The organism is Allobosea sp. GW822-FHT03F07 (assembly GCF_058801345.1).
Map to the genome: position 1 here is coordinate 388,952 of NZ_JBXAND010000004.1, position 24,506 is coordinate 413,457.

Annotated in this window: 26 protein-coding genes; 17 read left to right on the forward strand and 9 right to left on the reverse strand. The window is 67.4% G+C overall.

Annotated elements, in window-relative coordinates; genetic code table 11:
* Positions 1–36 precede the first annotated feature (36 nt).
* From AC1RMY_RS15500 to AC1RMY_RS15510, 3 genes are all read left to right on the forward strand, one after another.
* On the forward strand, positions 37–756 hold the full coding sequence (locus AC1RMY_RS15500; protein WP_492865894.1) for a SapC family protein: 720 nt from the start codon (positions 37–39) through the stop codon (positions 754–756).
* A gap of 53 nt (positions 757–809) precedes the next feature.
* Positions 810–1,064: a hypothetical protein gene (locus tag AC1RMY_RS15505; protein ID WP_492865896.1), complete on the forward strand. Its 255-nt coding sequence runs from the start codon at positions 810–812 to the stop codon at positions 1,062–1,064.
* A gap of 573 nt (positions 1,065–1,637) precedes the next feature.
* Entirely contained in the window at positions 1,638–2,405 is a 768-nt protein-coding gene (locus AC1RMY_RS15510; RefSeq protein ID WP_492865897.1) for an acetoacetate decarboxylase, read from the forward strand.
* Between the two features lie 149 nt (positions 2,406–2,554).
* Here AC1RMY_RS15510 and AC1RMY_RS15515 read toward each other — a convergent pair whose 3' ends face one another.
* The 3 genes from AC1RMY_RS15515 to AC1RMY_RS15525 are packed head-to-tail and all read right to left on the reverse strand — an operon-like array spanning position 2,555 to position 5,762.
* Entirely contained in the window at positions 2,555–3,355 is an 801-nt protein-coding gene (locus AC1RMY_RS15515; protein WP_492865898.1) for an aldolase, read from the reverse strand.
* Positions 3,356–3,396: 41 nt separating this feature from the next.
* On the reverse strand, positions 3,397–4,566 hold the full coding sequence (locus tag AC1RMY_RS15520) for a M20 aminoacylase family protein (RefSeq protein WP_492865899.1): 1,170 nt from the start codon (positions 4,564–4,566) through the stop codon (positions 3,397–3,399).
* Complete coding sequence (locus AC1RMY_RS15525) at positions 4,566–5,762, reverse strand: diaminopropionate ammonia-lyase (RefSeq protein WP_492865901.1); 1,197 nt, start codon at positions 5,760–5,762, stop codon at positions 4,566–4,568. Before AC1RMY_RS15525 ends, AC1RMY_RS15520 begins: the two co-directional genes overlap by 1 nt.
* Positions 5,763–5,864: 102 nt before the next feature.
* Here AC1RMY_RS15525 and AC1RMY_RS15530 point away from each other — a divergent pair, with 102 nt between their 5' ends.
* Positions 5,865–6,344, forward strand: a complete 480-nt coding sequence (locus AC1RMY_RS15530; protein WP_492865902.1) for an Lrp/AsnC family transcriptional regulator — start codon at positions 5,865–5,867, stop codon at positions 6,342–6,344.
* A gap of 115 nt (positions 6,345–6,459) precedes the next feature.
* Positions 6,460–7,356: a helix-turn-helix domain-containing protein gene (locus AC1RMY_RS15535; RefSeq protein WP_492865904.1), complete on the forward strand. Its 897-nt coding sequence runs from the start codon at positions 6,460–6,462 to the stop codon at positions 7,354–7,356.
* 89 nt (positions 7,357–7,445) lie between these two features.
* Here AC1RMY_RS15535 and AC1RMY_RS15540 read toward each other — a convergent pair whose 3' ends face one another.
* Positions 7,446–7,793, reverse strand: a complete 348-nt coding sequence (locus tag AC1RMY_RS15540) for a winged helix-turn-helix transcriptional regulator (protein WP_492865906.1) — start codon at positions 7,791–7,793, stop codon at positions 7,446–7,448.
* 152 nt (positions 7,794–7,945) lie between these two features.
* Here AC1RMY_RS15540 and AC1RMY_RS15545 point away from each other — a divergent pair, with 152 nt between their 5' ends.
* The 8 genes from AC1RMY_RS15545 (at position 7,946) to AC1RMY_RS15580 (ending at position 16,056) form a co-directional block, all read left to right on the forward strand.
* A complete protein-coding gene (locus tag AC1RMY_RS15545; RefSeq protein WP_492865997.1) occupies positions 7,946–8,536 on the forward strand; it encodes a hydrolase in 591 nt (196 codons plus the stop codon).
* A gap of 1 nt (position 8,537) precedes the next feature.
* Complete coding sequence (locus tag AC1RMY_RS15550; RefSeq protein WP_492865908.1) at positions 8,538–9,368, forward strand: alpha/beta fold hydrolase; 831 nt, start codon at positions 8,538–8,540, stop codon at positions 9,366–9,368.
* 62 nt (positions 9,369–9,430) lie between these two features.
* Positions 9,431–9,709, forward strand: coding sequence for a XapX domain-containing protein (locus AC1RMY_RS15555; RefSeq protein ID WP_492865910.1), 279 nt, complete (start codon positions 9,431–9,433; stop codon positions 9,707–9,709).
* Positions 9,706–11,676, forward strand: coding sequence for an amidohydrolase (locus AC1RMY_RS15560; protein WP_492865912.1), 1,971 nt, complete (start codon positions 9,706–9,708; stop codon positions 11,674–11,676). The genes AC1RMY_RS15555 and AC1RMY_RS15560 overlap by 4 nt, the downstream gene beginning before the upstream one ends.
* A 2-nt stretch (positions 11,677–11,678) precedes the next feature.
* Positions 11,679–12,140 (forward strand): DoxX family protein, encoded by a 462-nt coding sequence (locus tag AC1RMY_RS15565; RefSeq protein ID WP_492865914.1) that lies wholly within the window; start codon positions 11,679–11,681, stop codon positions 12,138–12,140.
* Positions 12,133–13,776, forward strand: coding sequence for an MFS transporter (locus AC1RMY_RS15570; protein ID WP_492865916.1), 1,644 nt, complete (start codon positions 12,133–12,135; stop codon positions 13,774–13,776). Before AC1RMY_RS15565 ends, AC1RMY_RS15570 begins: the two co-directional genes overlap by 8 nt.
* 172 nt (positions 13,777–13,948) lie before the next feature.
* Positions 13,949–15,382, forward strand: a complete 1,434-nt coding sequence (gene hydA, locus AC1RMY_RS15575) for a dihydropyrimidinase (RefSeq protein WP_492865918.1) — start codon at positions 13,949–13,951, stop codon at positions 15,380–15,382.
* The gene (locus tag AC1RMY_RS15580; protein WP_492865919.1) at positions 15,379–16,056 is read left to right on the forward strand and encodes a GntR family transcriptional regulator; all 678 of its coding nucleotides are present in this window, start codon (positions 15,379–15,381) and stop codon (positions 16,054–16,056) included. Before hydA ends, AC1RMY_RS15580 begins: the two co-directional genes overlap by 4 nt.
* A gap of 42 nt (positions 16,057–16,098) precedes the next feature.
* Here AC1RMY_RS15580 and AC1RMY_RS15585 read toward each other — a convergent pair whose 3' ends face one another.
* From AC1RMY_RS15585 to AC1RMY_RS15600, 4 genes are all read right to left on the reverse strand, one after another.
* Entirely contained in the window at positions 16,099–16,836 is a 738-nt protein-coding gene (locus AC1RMY_RS15585; RefSeq protein ID WP_492865920.1) for an amino acid ABC transporter ATP-binding protein, read from the reverse strand.
* The gene (locus AC1RMY_RS15590; RefSeq protein WP_492865922.1) at positions 16,808–17,503 is read right to left on the reverse strand and encodes an amino acid ABC transporter permease; all 696 of its coding nucleotides are present in this window, start codon (positions 17,501–17,503) and stop codon (positions 16,808–16,810) included. Before AC1RMY_RS15590 ends, AC1RMY_RS15585 begins: the two co-directional genes overlap by 29 nt.
* Positions 17,503–18,177 (reverse strand): amino acid ABC transporter permease, encoded by a 675-nt coding sequence (locus AC1RMY_RS15595; RefSeq protein ID WP_492865924.1) that lies wholly within the window; start codon positions 18,175–18,177, stop codon positions 17,503–17,505. Before AC1RMY_RS15595 ends, AC1RMY_RS15590 begins: the two co-directional genes overlap by 1 nt.
* Positions 18,178–18,240: 63 nt before the next feature.
* Positions 18,241–19,050 carry a transporter substrate-binding domain-containing protein gene (locus AC1RMY_RS15600; protein ID WP_492865926.1) on the reverse strand — a complete coding sequence of 270 codons (810 nt, stop codon included), beginning with the start codon at positions 19,048–19,050 and terminating at the stop codon, positions 18,241–18,243.
* Between the two features lie 162 nt (positions 19,051–19,212).
* Here AC1RMY_RS15600 and AC1RMY_RS15605 point away from each other — a divergent pair, with 162 nt between their 5' ends.
* Genes AC1RMY_RS15605 through AC1RMY_RS15620 form a run of 4 tightly spaced genes read left to right on the forward strand, consistent with a single transcriptional unit; the run spans position 19,213 to position 23,004 of the window.
* Positions 19,213–19,488, forward strand: coding sequence for a (2Fe-2S)-binding protein (locus tag AC1RMY_RS15605; RefSeq protein WP_492865999.1), 276 nt, complete (start codon positions 19,213–19,215; stop codon positions 19,486–19,488).
* Entirely contained in the window at positions 19,485–20,903 is a 1,419-nt protein-coding gene (locus AC1RMY_RS15610) for an FAD-dependent oxidoreductase (RefSeq protein WP_492865928.1), read from the forward strand. The genes AC1RMY_RS15605 and AC1RMY_RS15610 overlap by 4 nt, the downstream gene beginning before the upstream one ends.
* The gene (locus AC1RMY_RS15615; protein ID WP_492865930.1) at positions 20,900–22,021 is read left to right on the forward strand and encodes an NAD(P)/FAD-dependent oxidoreductase; all 1,122 of its coding nucleotides are present in this window, start codon (positions 20,900–20,902) and stop codon (positions 22,019–22,021) included. Before AC1RMY_RS15610 ends, AC1RMY_RS15615 begins: the two co-directional genes overlap by 4 nt.
* On the forward strand, positions 22,018–23,004 hold the full coding sequence (locus AC1RMY_RS15620) for a dihydrodipicolinate synthase family protein (RefSeq protein WP_492865932.1): 987 nt from the start codon (positions 22,018–22,020) through the stop codon (positions 23,002–23,004). The genes AC1RMY_RS15615 and AC1RMY_RS15620 overlap by 4 nt, the downstream gene beginning before the upstream one ends.
* A gap of 45 nt (positions 23,005–23,049) precedes the next feature.
* Here the strand turns inward: AC1RMY_RS15620 and AC1RMY_RS15625 are convergent, their stop codons facing one another.
* The gene (locus AC1RMY_RS15625; RefSeq protein WP_492865934.1) at positions 23,050–24,426 is read right to left on the reverse strand and encodes an FAD-binding oxidoreductase; all 1,377 of its coding nucleotides are present in this window, start codon (positions 24,424–24,426) and stop codon (positions 23,050–23,052) included.
* Between the last annotated feature and the right edge of the window lie 80 nt (positions 24,427–24,506).

A 24,506-nucleotide genomic window follows, 5' to 3' on the forward strand; every position in this document is an offset into this window, starting at 1 on the left:
CCCCAAACACCGTCTGCGATCTCCAAGGAACCGATCATGGCGCCCCTGCCGCTCTTCTATTCCAGCATCGTCGTGCTCGATCGCGACATCCATCGCGAGGCGCGCATCGCCCCGGCCGAGAAGCCCTATGCATTCGCGGCCGGCGCCCATGTGCTGCCGGCCTTGATGCCGGAATTCGCCATGGGCTGCCGCGACATGCCGATCCTGTTCCTGGAGGAAGATGGCCGCCACTCGCCGCTCTTCATGGTCGGGATGCGCCCGGGCGAGAACTGCTATGTCGATGCCGAGGGGCGCTGGTGCGGCCTGCATCCGCCTGCTTACATCAGGCGCTACCCTTTCATCGGCGGCGATGTCTCGGAGCAGCAGCAGGTCGTCTGCGTCGATGGTGGCTTCGCCGCCCTGAACGGCGACAGCGGCGAGCGCCTGTTCACGGAGGAAGGCGAGCCGGCGGAGGCGCTGCAGCGCGTGGTAGCCTTCGTCTCCGAATATACGCAAGCCGCCGCCCAGACGATCGCCTTCACCGCCGAACTGAAGGCGCTCGATCTCTTCCAGACGATCAATGTCGAGATCCGTTCGCCCGATGGCTCGAATTCGAGCTTCGCCGGCTTTTCCGCGATCAGCCAGGAACGGCTGGACGCGCTGCCGGACGAAACCTGGCTCTCGCTGCGGCGGAAAGGCTATCTCGGGCCGATCCAGGCGCATCTGATCAGCCTGGCGAATTTCGCCCTGCTGGGCGAGCGCGCCCGGAAGCCCTGATCGTCCGCGACGCACGGCATAGGACGCCGGGCCGGGATGTGAGAGCATGCGGCATGATCCGAATCATCACCGCCCTGCTCGCAGCCTCCGTCCTGTTGACGACGCAACAGGCCCTGGCATCGGATTCCTGCCGTCCGACACGCGACGGCAAGGATCGCATCGCACCGTCCAATGGCTGCCCGAGCGGCTATCGCCTGCGCGGCGCCTGCTGCGAATCCTTCGCCACGATGTCGCCATCCAGCACGACCGCAAAGACCTGCCCGGCGGGAACGGTCGCGAGCGCCGGCGCCTGCGTCGCCAGGAAGTGATCCTTCGGGCGGCGTTTTGATTGGCTGACGCTCGTCTTGATGTCGATCGGTCGAACTCAAGGGAGTGTCGGCCTCCGGTGTCGCGCCGTGATCGTACTTTCGTCGCCAGGCTCCAAGATCCCTGAAATCAGTTAGTCGAGTTGCTTCTCCGTGAAGGGAGGTTTCTTCTTGAAAAGAGCGTTCAACATGTTTTTAAGTGGATAAACGAGGATAAGCGTCACGATCGTTACATAGCTTTTATCCATTCCAAGTTTGTACTGTAACATCGCCAAGGACGAGCTCGCGAGTAGCGCTGTCCAAAAGAACCGAGGAAAAATCTGCCCTTTCTGGAAAAGCATTGCTCTCTCGGGCTCCACTGTGACCACGTTGTTTATGGTTTGGGATTCGGCTGCTCGTCCAGAGGGCGTAACCGTAAAGCGTCGGCTTCCAGCCCGTTTAAGCCATTCGGCCGCAAGGCGCTTCGGCACCCGAGCAGATATTGCGTGAGCCGCAGAGCGCAACGGCGCGGATCATTGCTTGCGGCCGGTTTACCGCCGGGTTCAGATCGGCCTCGACCCAGGAGGACACACCGCCATGAAGATCGCCGATGTGCGCGCCAATGCCTTCGCGATGCCCCTGAACAACCCCGCCTATCCGCGGCCGCCCTACAAGTTCTACAACCGGGAATTCGTCGTCATCAATTACCGGACAGACCCCGAGCGGCTGCGTGCTTTGGTGCCCGAGCCGCTGCAGGTCGTCGGCGACACCGTCGCCTATGAATTCATCCGCATGCCGGATTCGACCGGCTTCGGCGACTACACCGAGACCGGCCAGGTCATCCCGGTGCGCTTCACCACCGCCTCGGGCGAGGTGCAGGAGGGTGGCTATGTCCACGCCATGTATCTCGACGACAATTCGCCCATCGCCGGCGGGCGCGAGATCTGGGGCTTCCCGAAGAAGCTCGCGACGCCGAAGCTGGCGCATGAGCAGGAGACGCTCGTCGGCACCCTGCATTACGGCTCGGTCCTCTGCGTCAGCGCCACCATGGGCTACAAGCATCGCGAGCTCGACCTGGCGCCGCTCGCCAAGGCGATGGCCAGGCCCGCCTTCATGATCAAGATCATCCCCCATGTCGACGGCTCGCCGCGCATCTGCGAACTGGTGCGCTACTACATGGAGGACGTCACGCTGAAGGGCGCCTGGTCCGGCCCCGCCGCGCTCCAGCTCTTCGAACATGCGATGTGCGACGTGGCGCGGCTGCCGGTGCACGAGGTCGTCTCTGCGAGCCACTACATTGCCGACCTGACGCTGGGCCTCGGCGAGGTGGTCTTCGATTATCTCGGCGAGAAGGCTGGCGGCTAACCTGAGCGGATGATGCGCAGAACCTCTCCGTCATCCCGGGCTTGCCCCGGGATCCATTGTAGAGCTCCGGAGCCCTCCGATGGATCCCGGGGCAAGCCCGGGATGACGGCGTGGTTCAGTCAATAACGAGACCCCCGAACCATCGCCGCTCAATCGCGGTAGACCGGTTCCTCGGCATCGAGCTGGCGGCGGATCGAGGCGAGGTGCAGCCGTGCCGATTCCGGATCGCCCTCGCGCATCTGGCGGGCGGCCGCCTCGGCGATCTCCCGCTTCACCGGCAGCACGCTGCGGCCGGTCGAGAGCGCGATCGTCTGCACCTCGCAGGCGCGCTCCAGATAGTAGAGGTCGTCCCAGGCCTCGGCGATGTTCGGCGCCAGCACCATGACGCCGTGGTTCTTCATGAAGATGATGTCGGCGTCGCCGGCCGCGGCCGCGATGCGGTCGCCCTCGCGCTCGTCGAGGGCGAGGCCGTTATAGTCGCGGTCGAAGGCCGTGCGGCCATAGAACTTCAGCGCGGTCTGGCCGGCGAAGATCAAGGGCTCGCCCTCGGTCATCGAGAGCGCGGTCGCATAGGGCATGTGCGTGTGGAAGGCGACCTTGGCGCGCGGGATGTTCTTGTGGACGCGGGCGTGGATGTAGAAGGCCGTCGCCTCGGGCTGGCCTTCGCCGGAGACGACATTGCCGTGGAAGTCGCAGATCAGCAGATGCGACGCGGTCAGCTCGCGGAAGGCCCAGCCATAGGGGTTGACGAGGAAGAGGTCGTCATGGCCCGGCACCAGCGCCGAGAAATGGTTGCAGATGCCTTCCTCGAAGCCATAGCGCGCCGCCATGCGGAAGGTCGCGGCGAGATCGCGCCGCGCCTCCCAGACGATCTCGGAATCGAGATCGGGCCGGTTCGTGGCAAGGGCGGGGGCAGGGCTCGCGGCAACCGCCTTCAGGGCATGGGCCATGGCAATCTCCAGTTCGAAGCGTCAACGCGGTTAAGCAAGGCTCAGGCCGCCGGCAAGCGCCGGCGCACGATTCCGGCATGGAAGCGCATGCCGTGGATCAGACCGGCATCGTCGAAATCATAGCGCGGATTGTGCAGCGGCGCGCTGTCGCCATTGCCGAGGAAGGCGAAGCAGCCCGGCACATGGTCGAGAAAGCGGGCGAAATCCTCCGAACCCGTGAAGGGCGCCGCGACGACGGAAACCGTGTCTTCCCCGATCACGTCGCGCGCGACGGCCAGGGACTCCTCGGTCAGCGCGGCGTCGTTCACCAGCGGCACGAATTCGCGGGTATAGGTGACGGAGTGCCCGACATTGTAGGCGCGCGCGATACCCTCGGCGATGATCCGCATCTGCCGCTCGATTTCGGCGCTCACGTCAGCGGAAAAACTGCGCGCGTCGCCGAGGATTTTAGCCTCGCCCGGCAGGGCGTTGCGGGTGCCGTCGGTGATCAGTTCCGTTACCGAGACGACCGCGACATCGGTCGGGCTGACACGCCGGGAAACGATGGTCTGGAGGCTGGTGACGAGCGCGCAGGCTGCGACGAGGGTCTCGTTGCCCGCATGCGGGCGGGCGGCATGCCCCCCGATGCCTTTGAGTACGATCTCGAAATTGTCCTCCGCCGACATGATCGCGCCGGCTTTCGTCCGGAAATGCCCGATGGCGATGCCGGGCTCGTTGTGCAGCCCGTAGATCTCGTCGAACGGAAACCGCTCCATCAGCCCGTCATCGAGCATGGCGAGCGCGCCGCGGCCCCATTCCTCGGCGGGCTGGAAGATGAAGCGCACCGTCCCCTCGAAGCCGCCATCTTCGGCCAGCAGCTTTGCCGCCCCGAGCAGCATCGCCGTGTGACCGTCATGGCCGCAGGCATGCATGACGCCGGGGTTCTGTGAGCGATAGGAAGGCGAGCCCTGCTCGGGAATGCGCAGCGCGTCCATGTCCGCCCTGAGCGCGATCGCCCGGTTGCCGCTGCCGCGCTTCAGCGTGCCGACGACACCGGTGCCGCCCACGCCTTCGACCACCTCGTCGAGGCCGAACGCGCGCAGCTTCGCCGCGACGAAGGCACCGGTGCGCGCCTCCTCGAAGCCGAACTCCGGATGGGCATGGAGATCGCGCCGCCAGGCGGTCATCTCCGCCACCAGCGCGTCCTGGTCCAGCGCCGTCTTGCTCTGCATCACGCCCTCCCGCCTGCGACCGTGTCCGGCATCAGACCGACCAGCTCGGCATAGCGACCGGGATCGGTCGCGCCTTCGGTGATGACGACGAAGACCCGAGACGACGCATCGAGCTTCAGCGCAGCCCGCGCCTGCGGATCGCGCAGCGCCGCGATCAGCCCGGCGAGCCCGGCGACGCCGCTCTCGCCGCCGACGACCGCCGGATCGTCGCCGACCGGCCGAGCCAGCCGATTCATCGCCTCGACCGCGACCTCGTCCTCGACGGTCATGAAGGCGTCGGCGGCGCGCTCCAGGACACGCCAGGCCAGCGGCGATGGGTCGTAGCATTCCAGCATCGCCATCACGGTCGGCTTGTCATGGCCGATCTTGGTCGGCTGGCCTGCGCGGGCGCTCTCGAAGATGCAGGCGGCGCGGGCCGGGTCCACTACGGTGAAGACCGGCCGCTCCGCGCCGAGCACCAGCGACAGATGCGCCGCGATCGCCGCCGCGATGCCGCCGACGCCGGCCTGGACGAACACATGGGTCGGCGGCTCGGGCAGTTGCGCCAGCGCCTCGCGGATGATCGCGGTGTAGCCCTGCATGACGAGGCCAGGGATGCGCTCATAACCTTCCCAGGCGGTGTCCGAGACGACCGTCCAGCCGCGCTCGGTCGCGACGCGCGCCGCCTCGACGACGGATTCGTCATAGGTGCCGGCGACCCGCACGATCTCGGCGCCGAAGCGGGCGATCGCCTCGGCCCGCGCGGTGCTGACCCCGCCATGCACGAAGATCACCGAGCGAGCCCCGACCAGCGCCGCCCCCTGCGCGACCGAGCGGCCGTGATTGCCGTCGGTGGCGCAGGCGAAGGTCATCCCGGCCGCGACCGCCCGGACCTCGGGCGAGGTCAGCTCGGCCTCGTCGAAGCTGCGCCCATGGCGCTCGCCGGCCGCCTCCAGCACCAGCCGCACGACTGCGTAGGCGCCGCCCAGCGCCTTGAAACTGCCGAGGCCGAGCCTCTGCCCCTCATCCTTGGCGTGGAGCGCGGCGATGCCCAGTTCGGCGGCGAGGCCGGGCAGGGCGACGAGCGGCGTCGGCTGGTGCTCGGGCCGGGCCGCCAGATGCCGCTCGATCGCGTCCGCCCCCGCAATGCCCAGCGTCTCGGCATCGACGGGATGGAGCGGCTGGCGATAGGCGGCGAGCGAGTTGAGCAGGAGCATGCGGAGCCTTTCGGATGTGATGCCGAAAGGATATTGCGGCCATGGCGAAAAAGGCGCTCCAATTGCCCTGCCGTTTTGCAAGTTTGTATCGAGGGGCCCCGCTTGGCCGAGCCGACCGATTTCGCGCTGGATGATTTCGACCGGGCGATCCTCGCCATCCTTCAGGTCGACAACACGACGCCGCAGCGCGTCATCGGCGAAAAGGTCAATCTCTCGGCGCCGGCGGTGCAGCGCCGGATCCGGCGCATGGAGAAGGACGGCGTCATCACCGCCAATGTCGCCGTCGTCGAACCGGCCGCGCTCGGCCACGCGATCACCATCTTCGTCGAGATCGAACTGGTCAGCGAGACGGCCGCCGACATCGACGCCGCCAAGCGCGCCTTCCTGGCCGCACCCGAGGTACAGCAATGCTATTATGTGACGGGCGACGTCGATTTCATGCTGGTCGTGCTGGTGCCGAGCATGGCGGCTTATGAGGCGCTGACCCGGCGGCTGTTCTTCGCCGACGCCAATATCCGGAAGTTCAAGACCTTCGTGGCGATGGACCGGGTCAAGACCGGATTGGGCGTTCCCATCGGCTAGACGCCGCCGCGTGAACGGCACTCGGCTGGCATGGCTTGTGCCTCGGGTAGCCGGCGATGTTGACCTGTGCGGGGCGCGTCGCACTATAGATCGCAGCCCTCTTTCGAGACACTCGATGATATCTGCAGCCGGCTCGAAGCCTGCACCCGCAAAGGACACTCTGGGCTGCTCGCTGGGCTCGCTGGTGCGCGACCAGAGCCTCACCTCGGCGGGGCTTTCGATCTTCCGCAAGACGAGCGCCCAGACGGCGCCTTCGGAGGTTGCGACGCCGGAAAGCGATCGCGGCCTGCTGCTCGGCGTCTCGCTCTCCGGGCGGCATGGGCGGCACATCCTGCGAGACGGCCGCATGCAGCGCTTCGATTTCGCGCCGGGGTCGATCTATCTGCGCAGCTTCGCCGAACCCTATGCCGCGCAGATCGGGACGCCGTTCGATTTCCTCCTGATCGAGATGCCGAAGGACGCCTTGAGCAGCGCCGCGGAGACGACGGCCGCTCGCATCGCGGCGACGCTACCGACCGTCCAGGCGGAGCCGGACCCCGTGATCTTCCATCTGGCGCAGGCCCTGCTGCCGGCGCTGGAGCGGCCGGGCAGCGTCAACGCGCTCGTCGTCGACCAGATCGTGCTCGCGATGCAGACGCGCCTGCTGACGCGCTTTGCCGGCATAGTGACCGTGTCGTGCAAGGAGCGCCGCCTATCCTCCGTGCAGGAAACGCGGGCCAAGGAACTGTTGTTGACGAACCTGCGCGGCGACCTGCTCGTCGCCGACCTCGCGGCCGCCTGCGGGCTGTCGCGCAGCGTCTTCATGCGCGCCTTCAAGGCGACGACCGGAGCGACGCCCTATCAATGGCTGCTGGGGCAGCGCATCGAGCGAGCCAAGATTCTTCTGGCGACCACACGGATGTCCATCGCCGAGATCGCCTCCCGCTCCGGTTTCGCCGACCAGAGCCATCTGACCCGCACCTTCACGCGCGCGCTGGGTGTCCCGCCGGGAACCTGGCGCGAGCGCGTCTGAGGACAGGCGCACCCGGCAATACGATCCGGCAAAATCTTCGATACGAACCGGCAAGACAGCCCGAGGTCCGCGACGCAGAATACCGACCGTCAGCGTGCTTCGGGCGCGTTGCCGGTCAGCAGGGTCTCGCTGCGCTTGAGCGCGGCGTCGATCGCCCGTCCGATCGCAGTCAGGGAATATTCGACATGGAGAACGCGCCCGCTCAGGTCGCGACGCTCGACATAGCCGGCTGCCTCCAGCGCCTTCAGCCTCGCGGAGAGGACGCGCGCAGAAACGCCTGGTGGCAATTGCCGGCGCAGAGCGCCGAACCGAACGCTGCCATGCCGCGCGAGCGCGAAGACGACATGGCTCATCCACTGCTGCGCGAAGAACTTTAGGAGTGGGTCGGCGAGACACCCGCCCTCCGGCGTCACCTGATGATCGTATTCGCTGCTCATGATCGTGAAGCGGTATCCCGAACGTAACTAATGGTCATCGCCGCATCGCGGCTCTAGTTTCCAGCCATCCCAACCGGAGATTCAAACCCGTGTCCCACGCGACAGCCATTCCCGGCAAGCTCCTCCTGACGCCGCAGGACCACACGCTGATCATGATCGACTTCCAGTCGCAGATGGCGTTCGCGACCAAGTCGATCGATGCGGTGGCGCTCCGCAACAACGCCGCCCTCGTGGCTCATGCCGCGGCCGGCTTCGGCGCATCGACGATCCTCACCACCGTCGCGGAGAAGAGCTTCTCCGGGCCGATGTTCGACGAGATCGCGAGCGCCTTTCCCGGGCAGGCGATGCTGGATCGCACCTCGATGAACACATGGGAGGACGCCGGCGTCATCGCCAGGGTCAACGAGATCGGCAAGTCTCGCATCGTGCTGGCCGGCCTGTGGACCAGCGTCTGCATCGTCGGTCCGGCGCTGTCGGCGCTCGACCAAGGCTTCGAGGTCTACGTCATCACCGATGCCTGCGGAGACGTGTCCGAGGAAGCTCATGAGCGCGCCGTCACGCGCATGGTCCAGGCGGGCGCCAGCCCGATCACCTCGCTGCAGTATCTGCTCGAGTTGCAGCGCGACTGGGCGCGGGCCGGGACCTATGACCTGACGACCGGCATCGCGAGGAAGTTCGGCGGAGCCTACGGGCTCGGCATCATCTACGCGAAGACCATGTTCGGCGCACAGGAGGGTCACTGACATGAGCTTTGTCACGACGAGCGACGGAGTCGAGATCTTCTACAAGGATTGGGGTCCGAAGGATGCCCAGCCGATCGTGTTCCATCATGGCTGGCCGCTGAGCAGCGACGACTGGGACACGCAGATGCTGTTCTTCCTCGCGAAGGGCTATCGCGTCGTCGCCCATGACCGGCGCGGCCATGGCCGGTCCTCGCAGGTTTGGGACGGCCACGACATGGACCATTACGCCGCCGACAGCGCGGCGGTGGTCGACAAGCTCGATCTCCGCAACGCCGTCCATATCGGCCACTCGACCGGTGGCGGCCAGGCCCTGCACTACACGGTGAAGCACGGCGCCGGCCGCGTCGCCAAGCTCGTGCTGATCGGCGCGGTGCCGCCGCTGATGCTGAAGACGGAGGCCAATCCCGGCGGCCTGCCGCTCGAGGTCTTCGACGGCTTCCGCAAGGCGCTGGCCGACAACCGCGCCCAGTTCTTCTACGACGTGCCGGCCGGCCCCTTCTATGGCTACAACCGGCCGGGCGCGAAGGTCGACCAGGGCGTGATCTGGAACTGGTGGCGCCAGGGCATGGCGGGCGGCGCGAAGGCCCATTACGACGGCATCAAGGCGTTCTCGGAGACCGATTTCACCGAGGACCTCAAGGCGGTCGAGGTGCCGACGCTGGTGATGCATGGCGACGACGACCAGATCGTGCCGATCGGCGCCTCCGCGCATGAATCGATCAAGCACCTGAAGCAGGGCACGCTCAAGGTCTATCCCGGCCTGCCGCATGGGCTGTGCACCACCCATGCCGACGTCGTGAACGCCGACCTGCTCGCCTTCATCAAGGGCTGAGACTCCGGGCGGGCCGCGCAGGCGGTCCGCCTTTCACGCCTTCCGGATCACGGGACGAAGCGATGAAACCTTACCTCCTCGCGCTCGGCGCCGGCCTCCTCGTCGGCGTGGTCTATAGCCTGCTCAATGTGCGCTCCCCGGCGCCGCCGGTGATCGCGCTGGTCGGCCTGCTCGGCATCCTGGCCGGCGAGCAGATCATCCCCATCGCGAAGCGTCTGATCGGCGGCGAGGGCTTGAGTCTGGGCTGGTTGAAGCATGAATGCGGCGAGCATGTCTTCGGCGCGCTGCCGGCGCGGGTCGACGACACGACAGCTGCGCGCGACCGGGGCACATCGTCATGAACCCGACCCGCCGGCAGGCCGCGCTCGGCGGAACCGCCGGTGCGCTCTCGACCTTGTTGGGCGGAGCGGCCTCCTCCCAGACCTTCAGCCCCGGAGCACGCGCGATGACCGCCGACCTCATCCTCGTCAATGGTCGCTTCACGACGCTGGACCGGAGCAACCCGAACCCTGAGGCCGTCGCGATTGCCGATGGCCGCTTCCTCGGCGTCGGCACGCGCGCCGAGATGCAGACCCTCGCCGGGCCGGCGACGCAGGTGATCGATCTCGGCGGCCGCCGCGCCGTCCCCGGCCTGATCGACAGCCACATGCATATCATCCGCGGCGGGCTCAACTACAATATGGAGCTGCGCTGGGACGGGGTGCGCTCGCTCGGCCGGGCCATGGAGATGCTGAAGCAGCAGGTCGCGGTGACGCCGCCCCCGCAATGGGTCCGCGTCGTCGGCGGTTTCGCCGAACATCAATTCGCCGAAAAGCGCCTGCCGACGCTCGACGAGATCAACGCGATCGCGCCGGAAACGCCGGTCTTCATCCTGCATCTCTATGATCGCGCCTTGCTCAACGGGGCGGCGCTGCGGGCTGCGGGCTACACGAGGGACACGCCGAACCCGCCTGGTGGCGAGATCATCCGCGACCGGGACGGCAATCCGACCGGCCTGCTCCTGGCCAAGCCCAACGCCACGATCCTCTATGCGACGCTGGCCAAGGGGCCGAAGCTCCCGCCGGAATATCAGCTCAATTCGACGCGCCATTTCATGCGCGAGATGAACCGGCTCGGCGTCACCTCGATCATCGATGCCGGCGGTGGCTTCCAGAACTATCCGGACGATTACGCCATCATCGAGAAGCTGCATGCGCAGGGCGAATTGACGCTGCGCCTCGCCTACAACCTCTTCACCCAGAAGCCGAAGCAGGAGCTCGCCGATTTCGCTGGCTGGTCGAAGCAGGTGAAGCCGGGGCAGGGCGACGATCTCTACCGCCACAACGGCGCCGGCGAGATGCTGGTCTATTCCGCCGCCGATTTCGAGGACTTCCGGGTCGAGCGGCCTGAAATGCCGCCCAGCATGGAAAGCGACCTCGAGCCGGTGGTGCGGCTGCTCGCCGAGCAGCGCTGGCCCTGGCGCCTGCACGCGACCTATGACGAGACCATCACCCGTGCGCTCGACGTCTTCGAGAAGGTGAACCGGGACGTGCCCCTCGAAGGCCTGCACTGGTTCTTCGACCACTGCGAGACGATCAGCGACCGCAACATCGACCGTATCGCGGCGCTGGGGGGCGGCATCGCCGTGCAGCACCGCATGATGTTCCAGGGCGAGGATTTCGTCGAGCGCTACGGCGCGAAGGCGGCCGAGCGCACCCCCCCGGTCGCCCGCATGCTGGAGGCCGGCGTCAAGGTCGGTGCCGGCACCGACGCGACCCGCGTCGCCAGCTACAACCCCTGGGTTTCGCTGGCCTGGCTGGTGACCGGCAAGACGCTGGGGGGCTTGAGGCTCTACCCGCAGCGCAACCTGCTCGACCGCGAGACCGCGCTCGGGCTCTGGACGCAAGCCAATACCTGGTTCTCGACCGAGGAAGGCAAGAAGGGCCAGATCAAGACGGGCCAGCTCGCCGATCTCGCCGTGCTCGATCGCGACTACATGAACGTGCCCGAGGACGAGATCCAGGACATCGAGAGCGTGCTGACCCTGCTCGGCGGCAAGGTCGTCTTCGGCGCCGGCGACTACGCGCCGATGAGCCCGCCGCTGCCGCCTGCGATGCCGGACTGGTCGCCGGTCCGGACCTTCGGCGGCTACCAGAGGCGCGCCGCAGCCGCGGATGATCGCAAATACGCGCTCATGGCGGGATGCGCCTGCGACAGCGCCTGTGGAGTCCACGGCCATGGCCATGGCGCCGCCTTGGGACGGCAGGCACCCGCCCAAGACGAAGCTGCCTTCTGGGGCGCGCTCGGCTGCTCCTGTTGGGCGTTCTGACCATGGCGCATGCTGTCCCTGGCCAGCCCGCGGCCCTCACGCGGATCGCGGCGCGCTTCGCCACCCCCGCGATCCGCTGGGTCGCCCTGCTCGGGCTCTGCGCCGCCTATCTCCAGGGCGGCCTCAACAAGGCGACCGATTTCCCGGCGGCCATCGCGGAGATGCAGCATTTCGGCCTCTCGCCGGAACGGCCCTTCGCGCTTGCCGTTATCGCCATCGAGATCGTTGCATCGCTCATGATCCTGACCGGGTTCTGGCGCTGGCTCGGCGCGCTCGCGCTGGCCGGCTTCACGCTGATGGCGACCTTCGTCGCGCTGCGCTTCTGGGAGATCGCTCCGCCCGCACGCTTCATGGCGGCCAATGCCTTCTTCGAGCATCTCGGCCTCGTCGGCGGCTTCCTCCTGGTCGCCTGGCACGACCTGCGCGAGCGCGTGCCGCAGTCGGCCGGCAGCCACGATGAGTGAAACCGCGCCCAAATCCGATGCTCCCAAACCTGTCGCGAGCGAGGCCGGCGCCTTCTCGCCCTTGAAGCAACCTGTCTTCGCGGTGCTCTGGATAGCGACCGTGCTGGGCAATATCGGCAGCTTCATGCGCGATGTCGCCAGCGCCTGGCTGGTGACCGATCTCTCGGCCTCGCCGGCCGCGATCGCCTTGGTGCAGGCCGCCGGCACGCTGCCGATCTTCCTGCTCGCCATCCCCGCCGGCGTGCTGTCGGACATCCTCGACCGACGCAAATTCCTGATCGCCATCCAGCTCCTGCTGGCGGCGGTCAGCATCGCGCTGATGGCTCTGTCCCATCTCGGCCTGCTGAGCGTCAGCGCCATCGTCGCCCTGACCTTCGTCGGCGGCATCGGCGCCGCCCTGATGGGGCCGACCTGGCAGGCGATCGTGCCAGAACTCGTACCGCGATCCGACGTCAAGAACGCCGTCGCCCTGAACTCGCTCGGCATCAACATCGCCCGCTCGATCGGCCCGGCTGCGGGCGGCCTGCTGCTGGCGGCCTTCGGGGCTGCCGTGACCTATGGCGCCGATGTGCTGAGCTATGTTGCCGTCATCGCGGCGCTGCTCTGGTGGCCGCGCGCCGCGGGCGCGGACGATGCCTTGTCGGAGCGCTTCGCGGGCGCTTTCCGGGCCGGTTTGCGCTATGCGCGCGCCAGCCGCGAACTGCATGTCGTGCTGCTGCGTGCGGCGGTCTTCTTCGCCTGCGCCAGCGCGATCTGGGCGCTGCTTCCCCTGGTCGCACGCGGCCTGCTCGGCGGCGATGCCGGCTTCTACGGCATCATGCTCGGTTGCGTCGGTGCGGGCGCGATTGGCGGGGCGCTGATGCTGCCACGTCTGCGCCGGCGGATGGATGCCGACCAGTTGCTGCTCGCCGTCGCCGTCGTCACGGCGCTGGTCATGGCGGCGCTCGCGCTCGGCCCCCTCAAACCGCTGGCGCTGGCGTTCCTGCTGCTGCTCGGCGCAGCCTGGATCGTCGCCCTGACGACGCTGAACGGCGCCGCGCAGGCGATCCTGCCCAACTGGGTGCGCGGACGGGCGCTGGCCGTCTACCTCACCGTCTTCAACGGCGCGATGACGGCAGGCAGCCTGTGCTGGGGCCTCGTCGCGCAGGAACTTGGCGTGCCCGCGACCCTGTTTGTCGGCGCCGGCTGCGTGCTGGTCACGGGCGTCCTGTTCCACCGCGTCAAGCTGCCGAGGGGCGAGGCCGATCTCGTCGCTTCCAATCACTGGCCCGAGCCGCTGACGGCGGAGCCCGTCGAGCATGATCGCGGTCCCGTGCTCGTCCTGATCGAGTACCGGGTCGCCAAGGCGGACCGGCCTGCCTTCCTGGGCGCGCTCGACAGCCTCTCGCATGAGCGCCGCCGCGACGGCGCCTATGGCTGGGGCGTCACCGAGGATGCGGCAGAGCCCGAGCGCATCGTCGAATGGTTCATGGTCGAGTCCTGGGCCGAGCATCTGCGCCAGCACAAGCGCGTTTCGAAGGCCGATGCCGATCTGCAGCGTGAGGTGGTCAAGTTCCATATCGGTCCGGACAAGCCCGTCGTCAGCCACTTCCTGGCGCTAGACCCCGCTTCGGCCAAGCCGGGGAAGGTCGTTTGAGCGACGCTGCTACACCGCCCCTTCCTCGGCTCGCTCCGCTGGCAGAGTCCTGAGGAGGCCCGCCATGTCGCTGTCCGACCCCGGCAAAAGGCCGTCGAGGGCGGAATGCAATCTTCCTTTTGCGTGCAGTTTGTATACAGTTTCGTTCTCGGCAGAAGGGAATGAGACGAGCATGGCAAGTTACGACACCATCATCCGCGGCGGCACGGTGGCCACGGCGGCGGACCGCATCAGGTGCGATGTCGGCATTCGTGACGGTCGGGTGGTGGCGTTGGGCGAGGCGCTCGGCGAGGCTCCGCAGGTGATCGATGCCACGGGCAAGCTCGTGCTGCCGGGCGGCATCGACGCGCATGTCCATATCGCGCAGCCCTCCGGCGAGGGTATCGTGATGGCTGATGATTTCGAGAGCGGCACGCGCTCGGCGGCGCTGGGCGGCACCACCACCATCATGCCCTTCGCGCTGCAGGAGAAGGGCTGCTCGATGCGCGAGACCCTCAAGGCCTATCACGCCAAGGCCGAGGGCGAATGCCATGTCGATGTCAGCTTTCACATGATCATCTCCGATCCGAGCGAGCAGCTTCTCGGCCAGGAACTCCCGGCGCTGGTCGAGGATGGCTACACCTCGTTCAAGATCTTCATGACCTATGAGGGGCTCGCCCTGAACGATCGCCAGATCCTCGACGTGATGTCGGTCGCGCGCGACACCGGCGCGCTCGTGATGGTCCATGCCGAGAACTACGACGCCATCCGCTTCATGACCGAACAGCTCGAGCGCGGTGGGCGGATCGCGCCGAAGTACCATGCGACTTCGCGCCCCATAGCGGTCGAGCGCGAGGCGACGCATCGCGCGATCTCGCTTGCCGAACTCGTCGACGTACCGGTGATGATCGTCCACGTCTCGAACCGCGAGGCCATGGAGCAGATCCGTTGGGCGAAGGACAAGGGCCTGACCGTGCTGGGCGAGACCTGCACGCAGTATCTCGTGCTGACGGAGAAGGATCTCGACGGGCTCGGCATGGAAGGCGCGAAATATGTCTGCTCGCCGCCGCCGCGCGATACGGCCAGCCAGGAGGCGTGCTGGGAGGGCCTGCGCAATGGCGCCTTCACGGTCTTCTCCTCCGATCATTGCCCGTTCCGCTATGACGATCCGCAGGGCAAGCTCACGCCCAGGGGCAAGACGAGCTTCCGCTGGGTCCCCAATGGCATTCCGGGCGTCGGGGCGCGGCTGCCGATCCTGTTTTCGGAAGGCGTCTCGAAGGGCCGGATCGATCTGGAAACCTTCGTCGCGGTCACGGCTGCCAATCCCGCGAAGACCTATGGCCTCTATCCCCGCAAGGGGGTGATCGCCGTGGGCGCCGATGCCGACATCGCGATCTGGGATCCCGAGAAGCGCGTGACGCTGACCCATGACCTGATCCGGGATGGCGCCGACTACACCCCCTATGACGGACGCGAGATCACCGGCTGGCCGGTCCTTACCATGGTCCGCGGCCGCATCGTGGTCGAGGACGGCGCTCTCGTTGGTCGAAAGGGACATGGCATCCACCTGTCACGCGCTCGCTCGCCGTATGCGAAGCGCGGTTTCGAGGGCCTGGCGCAATCATGAGTGACGTCGATCAGGCTGAGGCCGGCGAGACGGAGATCGTCCGGGCCGGCGGCTTCAATTTGTCGAACCTCGCCTACAACGCGATTTCGGAGATGATCCGCCGCCGCCATTTGCGCGGCGGCGAAATGATCGTCGAGGCGCGCCTGGCCGACAGCCTCGGCATCTCGCGCACGCCCTTGCGCGAGGCGTTGCAGCGGCTCGAAGGCGAGGGGCTCGTCGTCAAGGGCACCGGCCGGTCCTACCTCGTGCGCAATGTCGATCTCGGCGAGTATCTGCAGAGCCTGAAATGCCGCGAGATACTAGAGCCGGAAGCGGCCTCGCTGGCGGCCGGGCGCATTCCGGCGGGCGAAATGGTCAAGGTGCGGGCCGAGATCAATCAACTGCGCACGGCTGTGACCTACCATACCGACGCGCATTGGGCCTCGGACGACAATCTGCACGAGCTGTTCGCCCGCCATTGCGGCAATGACGTGCTGGCCGAACTGGCCCGCAAGCTCCGGGTCACGACGCGCCTGTTCGAGATCGCCCGCCTCGCCGACCGGCTCGAACCGGATTCGGCCGAGCATCTGGCGATCGTCGAGGCGCTGGAGCAGGAGGATCCCAAGGCGGCGCGCCGGGCGGTACAGAACCATATCCGCAGCCTCGGCAAGTCGGCGCTCGATACCGTGCGCTGATCCTGCGCCCGCGCAGGGGACGGGCAGGGGACGGCCGCCCGCTCAGTGACGCAGGATCTTCGAGACGAAATCGCGCGTGCGCTGCTGCTGCGGAGCGTCGAAGATCTGCGAGGGCGCGCCGGTTTCGACGACGCGCCCGCCGGCCATGAACACGACCTTCGAGGCGACTTCGCGGATGAAGGCCATCTCGTGGGAGACGATCAGCATGGTCATGCCCTCCCGCGCCAGCACCCGGATCGTGTCCAGGACTTCCGAGACCAGCTCCGGATCCAGCGCGGCCGTCACCTCGTCGAGCAGCAGGATCTCCGGTTTCAGCGCCAGTGCGCGGGCGATGGCGACGCGCTGTTGCTGGCCGCCCGACAATTCGTCCGGATAGCGCGCGAGCTTGTCGCCCAGCCCGACCTTCGCCAGCAAGGCCTTGGCCTCCGCCTCGACCTCGGCGCGCGGCCGCTTCTTGATCTTCACCGGCGCGATCGTGACGTTCTCCAGAACCGTCATGTTCTGGAACAGGTTGTATTGCTGGAACACGATGGCGATGCGGTCGCGCAGCCGGCGCAGCGCCGCCTGATCGGCGTAGTTCACCGGCACGTCGTCCAGTTTGACGGCACCGCCCGATGGCGGCAGCAGCCCCATCAGCACGCGCAGGATCGTGCTCTTGCCGGAGCCCGATGGCCCGATCAGCCCGATGATGTCGCCCCGGCCGACCGTCAGGTCGATGCCGGAGAGCACGGCCAGTTTGCCGTAGTGGGCATCAAGCCCCGCGATGTCGAGATGATGCAAGTCTGGCCTCCAGCTTGGCGCCGAACCGCGCCAGCGGATAGGAAATGGCGAAATAGACGAGGAGGATCGCGCCGAAGCTGAGTGCGGCCGAAAAGCCCTTGTTGTTGAGGACCTTGCCCACGAAGGTCAGCTCGACCACGCCGATCTGCGACGCCAGCGCCGTGTCTTTGATGAACATCACGAAGAAGCCGAAGGCCGGCGGCAGGATGATGCGCCAGGCCTGCGGCAGCGCGACGTAGCGGATGGTTTCGATCAGGCTGAAATTCATCGCAGCCGCAGCTTCCCATTGATTCCGATGCACCGCATTCAGCCCGCCGCGAACGATTTCGCCCAGGAAGGCGGCGGCGATCAGCGTCACGGTCACGGCCGCGACGACGAAGAGCGGCAGATCGGCGCCGGTCGCCTGGAAGGCGAAGAAGCACAGCATCAGCGTGACCAGGAAGGGAACGCGACGGAACAGCTCCGTGAAGGCGATGGCGAGCAGGCGCAGCGGCAGCAGGGCACGGCCATGGCTGAGGCGCGTCACGGCCAGGGCGAGCCCAAGCAGCGAGCCGATGACGCAGCCGAGCGCCGAGAGCGCAAGCGTCGTCAGGGCCGCCTTGGCGATGAAGACGAGGTTGTAATAGGTCGCGAAGCGCGGCCACTCCTCGATGATCTGCGACAGCATCAGATCAGCCCCGTTCGAGCCCGGAAGGCATAGCGGCCGATGGCGGCGAGCAGCACGGACGCCGCAAGCGTCAGCGCGACATAGAACAGCGCCGTGACCGAGAAGATCTCGATCGACCGGAACGTCTGCGAATTGATGTTGAAGGCCTGGCCGGTCAGTTCCTCAACGCCGAAGACCGCTGCCATCGAGGTCCCCAGCGTCATGATGATGAAGTGGTTCGACAGCGGGGGGAACAGGACGCGCGCCATATGCGGCAGGATCACGTAACGGATCTGCTGAAGCCGCGAGAAGCCGAGCACCTCGGCGGCTTCCATCTCGGAGACGCGTCGGCTCTCGAAGCCCGCGCGCTGGATCTCGGTGAGATAGGCGCCGGCATTCAGCGTCATGCCGACCAGCACGGCCGTGAAGGAGGACAGCAGCACGCCCATGTCGGGCAGTGCGAAATACAGGAAATAGATCTGCACAAGCTGCGGGGTGTTGGTGAAAAACACGACATAGGCGTTGACGATGCGCGCGAGCCATCGCGACCCGAAGGATTTCACCGCCGCGCAGGCCGTGCCGATCGCGAGCCCGCCGCAGAAGGAGAGGACGGCGATCTGCAACGCGACCCACGCCCCGTCGAAGAGGCGCGGAAGGAAAGGCCAGATCTGGCCATATTGCAGTGTGTAGCTCATCGCGACCCGGATGACAGAGCCCGGTCGGCGGTGCCGACCGGGCGATGGGGCTTCTGAGGGCGATCAGAAGTATGGCGTGACGCCCACGGGCTTCAGCATGTCCATGCCGAACCACTTCTTCCAGATCTCGTCGGTCTTGCCGCGACGATGCAGTTCGAAGATCGCCACGTTGAGCCAGTCCTTCAGGCCGGTCGACGCCTTCGACACGCCGAGGCCGCAATAGTAGATGTCGATCGGCGTCTCGACGACCTTCCACTCGACCTTGTGCTTGGCCATGTGCTCGCCCATGAAGTCGATCACGTCGATCATGGCCGTGCCGCGGCCCTGGGCGAGCGCGCGCACGGCGTCAGGGTAGTTGTCGAGCAGGGTGACCTTGGCGTTCTTGAGGTTGTCCTCGATGAACTTGACCGGCGTCGAACCGCGCACCTGCACGAATGTGACGGACGGCTCGTTGAACTGCTTCCAGTCGGTGAAGGGCTTGTCCTTGGTGGTCAGCACGCCGAGCACTTCGGTGTGGACCGGGACGGTGAAGTCGATCACCTTGGCGCGCTCGGGATTGCGCGTCATCGCGCCCATCACGAAGTCGATCTTGCCGGAGACCACGAAAGGAATCCGGTCCGGCGAGCCGGTCTGAACCACTTCGAGCTTCACGCCGAGCGTCTTGGCGATCTCTGTGGCGAAATCGACGTCGAAGCCGACGATCTCGTTCTTCTCGTCGAACTTGCCGAGCGGCGGCAGGGTGGGATTCACGCCGACGCGGATCGTGCCCGATTTGATGATCTCGTCGAGCGTCCGGGCTTCGACGGAAGCCGGAGTGGCCAGGCTTGTCAGGCCGAGGGCGACAGCGCCGGCGGCGAGCAACTTCTTCAACATGCTTGCATTCTCCCGAAGAGCCGTTGCGCGATGGCAGGATTTAGCGCCGCCGCCATTGCAGGAACGGTAGACAGTTTGTATACATTCAGACGGTCTGTAAAGTAGCAAATGGCGTCATGGCCTGGCAGACCCGCAGGCAGGCGAGGATGGGTTCGCGCGGTGATGAAGCGTCTTGTGCAGGATGGGCGGCCGCTCGTCGCGATCACCGTCGATGGCGAGAGCATCTCGGCGCGTGCGGGCGATCCGCTCGCGACGGCGCTCGCCCTCGCCGGGCGCCTGCGGTTGCGCGCAAGCCCGGGCGCCGGAACACCGCGCGGCGCGTTCTGCCATATGGGCGTCTGCCAGGAATGTGCGCTCCACGTCGATGGTGCCCTGCGGCAAGCCTGCCTGACGCCGGTGCGCGCCGGCATGGCGGTCGAGCTGAGGGGAGTGCCGTGACGCATGATCTGATCGTGCTCGGTGCAGGGCCGGCCGGCGCCAATGCCGCGATGGCGGCATCGCATTCCGGGCTGAAGGTGGTCCTGCTGGACGAGCAGGACGGGGCTGGCGGCCAGATCTGGCGCCAGCCGCTGCCTGGCCTCGAGGGCCTGCCCGCTTCGCCGGAGACGCGCTGCGGCGACGCTCTGAGGGCGCGGCTTTCGGCTTCGGGAGTGGATCTGCGTTTCGGCCGCAGGGTCTGGTCGGCAGGCGGGCGGTTTCGGGTCGACGCTCTCGGGCCGCAGGGCAATGAGGCCGTCGAGGCGCCCAGGCTGATCGCAGCGACCGGCGCATATGAGCGCGTCGTACCGTTTCCGGGCTGGACCTTGCCGGGTGTCGTCGGCCTTGCCGCAGCGACCGTGCTCATCAAGTCGCAGGGCGTGACGCCGGGGCGTAAGGTCGTCGTCGCCGGTTGCGGGCCGCTTCTCGTCGCTGTCGCAGCCGGTATCCTCAAGCTCGGCGGCGAGGTGGCGGCGATCGTCGATCTCAGCCATCGCCGCGATTGGCTCGCGGTCCTGCCATCATTGGCCACGCAGCCGAGACTGCTCGTGCGCGGTGCCGGCTGGGCGTTGAAGATCGGCGCGGCGCGCGTTCCGGTCCATTCCGGCCATGCCGTGAAGGCGGCATGCGGCGCCGAGGTGCTGGAGCGCGTCGTGATCGCACCGGTCGATCGCGCGGGCGCATATGCGGCGGGGCCGGAACTCGCGATCGCGGCCGACGCCCTCTGCATCGGCCATGGTCTCGTTCCGGGCGCCGAGGTCACGAAGCTCCTGCGCGCGGAGCATGTCTTCGACCGTCGGCGCGGCGGCTTCGTCCCGGTGCTCGACGGCTTTGGCCGGACCTCGATCGCAGGTCTCTATGCCTGCGGCGATGGTGCTGGTCTGCGCGGGGCCATCGTCGCCGAGCAGGCCGGGCGTCTGGCGGGGCTCGCCGCCGCCCGGGACGCTGGCGTCGTGGCCGCCGACCGGTTCGCACAGATCGCTGATCCGATCCTGGCCGGTGTGGCGCGCGCCCGCCCTTTCTCGGACGCGATGGCCGCAATCATGGCGCTCCGTCCGGCGCAGGTCGCGGCGATCGCGCCGGAGACGGTCGTCTGTCGCTGCGAGGATGTGACGCGCGGCGCGATCGATGCGGCGCATGAGGCGGGCGCGAGGGACGTCAACCAGCTCAAGCATTTCACCCGCTGCGGCATGGGCCCGTGCCAGGGCCGCATATGCGGCGACGTCGCGGCCGAACTGCTGGCGAGCAAGGTCGGCTCGCGCGAGCAGGTCGGCTACTGGACCGGCAGGCCGCCGCTGCGCCCCGTGCCGTTCGATGCCCTGATGGGCGCCTTCGACTATTCCGACATTCCCATTCCGGAGCCCGCCCCGCTGTGATCCATGATCTCGCTGTTGTCGGGGGAGGAGTGCATGGCGCGACGGTCGCCTTGTTCGCGGCGCGCGGCGGCATGGATGTCGTCCTGCTCGAGCGCGGCGCGCTTTGCCGCGAGGCGTCCGGCGTCAATGCAGGCACGCTGACGATGCAGATGACGCGTGTCGCGCTCATTCCCTATGCTCTGCGCGCCCACGCGATGTGGGCTTCGGCGCGCGACTGGCTCGGGCATGATGTCGGCGTCGTCGTCTGCGACGGTCTCTCGCTCGCTTTCACCGAACGGGAGGAGGAGCTCCTGACCTATCGCGCCGGCAAGCGGCGCGAGGCGGGAGCGCCGATCGAACTCATCTCGGGCGCCCAGGCGAAGACGGTCGAGCCCGGTATCTCCGACAACGTGCGGCTGGCGGGCTTTTGCCGCGTGGATGGCTTCGCCAATGCCTATCTGACCGGCATCGCCTATCGCCGGGCGCTGCTCGACGCGGGCGTCACGCTGCGCGAATACACGCCAGCGTCCGGCGTCGATCGAAGGGGTGGCGGCTTCGCCCTGCAGACGCGGACGGGGCCGGTGCGCGCCCGCCGCATCGTACTCGCGGGCGGCGTCTGGCTCGAACCCATGCTGGCCTGGCTCGGCGTGGATCTGCCGATCAAGACGCTGGTGAACCAGCTCGCGGTCAGCGAGCGTGTCGCCCCCGTGATGCGCACGGTCGTCGGCATCGCCAACGGCCTGCTCTCGCTCAAGCAGTACCCGCACGGCACGGTCGTCGTCGGCGGCGGCTGGCAGGGCATTGGCGATCGTGACCGCGGCGGCGTAGAGCTTCTGCCCGACCGCCTGATCGGCAATATCCGACTGGCCTGCCACGCCATTCCGGCGCTCGCGGGCACGCGTCTGGCGCGCGCCTGGGCCGGGCTGGAGGCCGAGACGCAGGATGCGCTGCCGGCCGTCGGCCCGGTCCCGGGCGTCGAGGGCGCCTATGTCTGCGGCAGCGTCCATTCCGGCTATACGAGCGGCCCCTATATCGCGCGGTTGCTCGCCGAGCATCTCCTCGGGCGCGAGCCCGAACTCCCGCTCTTTCCGATCGATCGCCTGCTCAGGACGGGCGCCAAGCTGCGAGACCATGCATGACCCGTTCCTTTCTTGGCCGCCTGCGCGGCATCCATGCGGCGACGATCGTGCCGATGAGGCCGGATTTCTCGATCGACGAGGGCGCCCTGGCGGCACATATCTCTGATGTCACCGCCGTGCCGGGCATCAACGGGTTGCTGGTCAATGGCCATGCCGGCGAGAATTTCGTGCTGTCGCTGGCGGAGAAGCGGCGTGTCGTCGAGATCGCGCGCGAACATTGCCCTCGTGAGAGCCTCATCGTCTCCGGCGTGAACCATGAATCCAGCCTGGAGGCTGCGCGCGAAGCGGCCGCGCTGGAGGAGGCCGGCGCCGACGGGTTGCTGGTGTTCCCTCCCAATAGCTGGGCGCTCGGTCATGCCGATGCCTGCGTGGTCGAGCATCACGAGCGCGTGCGCGACGCGACGACTGCACCATTGATGCTCTACGGAGCCCCCGTCAGCGCGGGGGCCATGGCCTATTCGCAGGTGGTGCTGGGGCGTCTCGTCGCGGATCCGCGCTTCGTCGCCATCAAGGACGGCAGCTGGGAAGTGGCCGCCTATGAGGAGAACCTGCGGTTGGTCCGGTCCCTGCGCCCCGAATTCGCCGTGCTGGGCTCGGGCGACGAGCATCTCCTGACCAGCTACATCATCGGCAGCGCCGGCAGCCAGGTCAGCCTGGCCGCCGTGGTGCCCGAACTGGTCGTCGCGCTCTGGAACGCGGCCGAGGCCGGCGACTGGAGCGAGGCGAGGGCCGTGCACGACAGGCTCTACCCCCTTTCGGTCGCGATCTATCGGGACGCGCCGGGCGGGCGCGCCACGGCGCGCCTCAAGACCTGCCTGAAGCTGATCGGCCGGCTGTCCTGCGATGCGTTGCGCCCGCCGCAGCCGCCGGTGACGGATGGCGAACTGCAAGCACTCTCGGCGGCCCTGGTGGTCGCCGGGGCTCTCGGCGGGGACAGGGAGGTGGAGCTGCCTTTTAGCCGGCGCAGCGCCGCGGGCGCCTGACGCGGCGAGGTTGGCTCCGCGGCGCCGCCGGGCGCCAAAAGGGGGCTATTCCGCCGTCACCACCTTGCCGGGATTCATCAGCCCTTTGGGGTCGAGGCTGCGCTTGATCAGGCGGGCGAGATCGAGCTCCGGGCCGGCGCGGTAATGCGCCAATTCGGCGACGCGATAGCCGCCGATGCCGTGCTCGGCCGAGATCGAGCCGCCATGTGCCGCGACGACGTCATGCACGGTGCGGTTCAACGCCGCGCCGTCCGCCTCCGGGTCGACCAGCACGTTGAAATGGATATTGCCGTCACCGGCATGGCCGAAGGCATTGAGCCGCGCCGCCGGGAAGGCCTGCGCCACCGCCGCTTCAGCCTCGGCCAGGAACGACGGCAGCGCCGGGATCGGCACCGAGACGTCGTGCTTGAGGCTGCGGCCTTCCTTCAGCTCGGCCTCGGTGACGCGTTCGCGCAACGCCCAGAGCTGCGCCGCCTGCGCCTGCGATTCCGCGATCACGCCGTCGGTGGCGATCTCCTCCTCCAGAGCCTGCGCCAGCGCCGCCTCGACGGCATCGCGCAGGCCCTCCAGGCTGGCCGAGGCCTCCAGCAGCACGAACCAGCCTTCGCCCGAGACCGGCGGCTTCAGCCCGAAATGCTTCTCCACGATGCCGAAGGAGAAGCCGCAGATCAGCTCGAAGGCGTTGATCGTGTCGCCGAGTTCGTCCTGCATCAGCTTGAGCAGCCTGAGCGCCGCTGCCGGATCGGGCACCGCGAGCAGGCTGGTGACGACATGCTTCGGCCGCGGCAACAGCCTGAGCACCGCCGCGGTGACGATGCCGAGCGTGCCCTCCGTGCCGATGAAGAGCTGCTTCCAGTCATAGCCGGCATTGTCCTTGCGCAGTGGCCGCAAGCCATTGACGATCGTGCCGTCCGCCCGCACCACCTCGAGTCCGAGCACGAGCTGCCTCGTCATGCCGTAGCGCAGCACATTGAGCCCGCCGGCATTGGTCGCGACCACGCCGCCGATCTGGCAGGAGCCCTCGGCCGCGAGGCTGATCGGCAGAAGCCGGCCGGCTTCCGCCGCCGCATCCTGAGCCGTCTTGAGGATGCAGCCGGCTTCCGCCGTCAACGTCATCCCGACCGGATCGACCTGCCTGATCGCGTTCATGCGCGAGAGCGAGAGCACGACCTGCTCGCCGCTGCCATCGGGCACCGCGCCGGCCGCGAGCCCCGTATTGCCGCCCTGGGGCACGATGGCGATGCCGCGCTCATGAGCGAGCTTCATCGCGGCCGCGACCTGGCCCACATCGCGCGGACGCAGCACGCAGGCTGGCACCCCCTTTACCGTATGGCGCCAGTCGCTCGCATAGCCAGCCATGTCCTCGGGCGCGCTCAGTACGGCGCCATCGCCCAGAAGGTTGCGGAAATCGTCGACGATCATCTGCGTTAACTCTCAATGCCGCGGTCGCCTGCGTCTTGCCCCAATGTCGCCCGTCGGCCTCGGGGCGGAGCTGAAACATG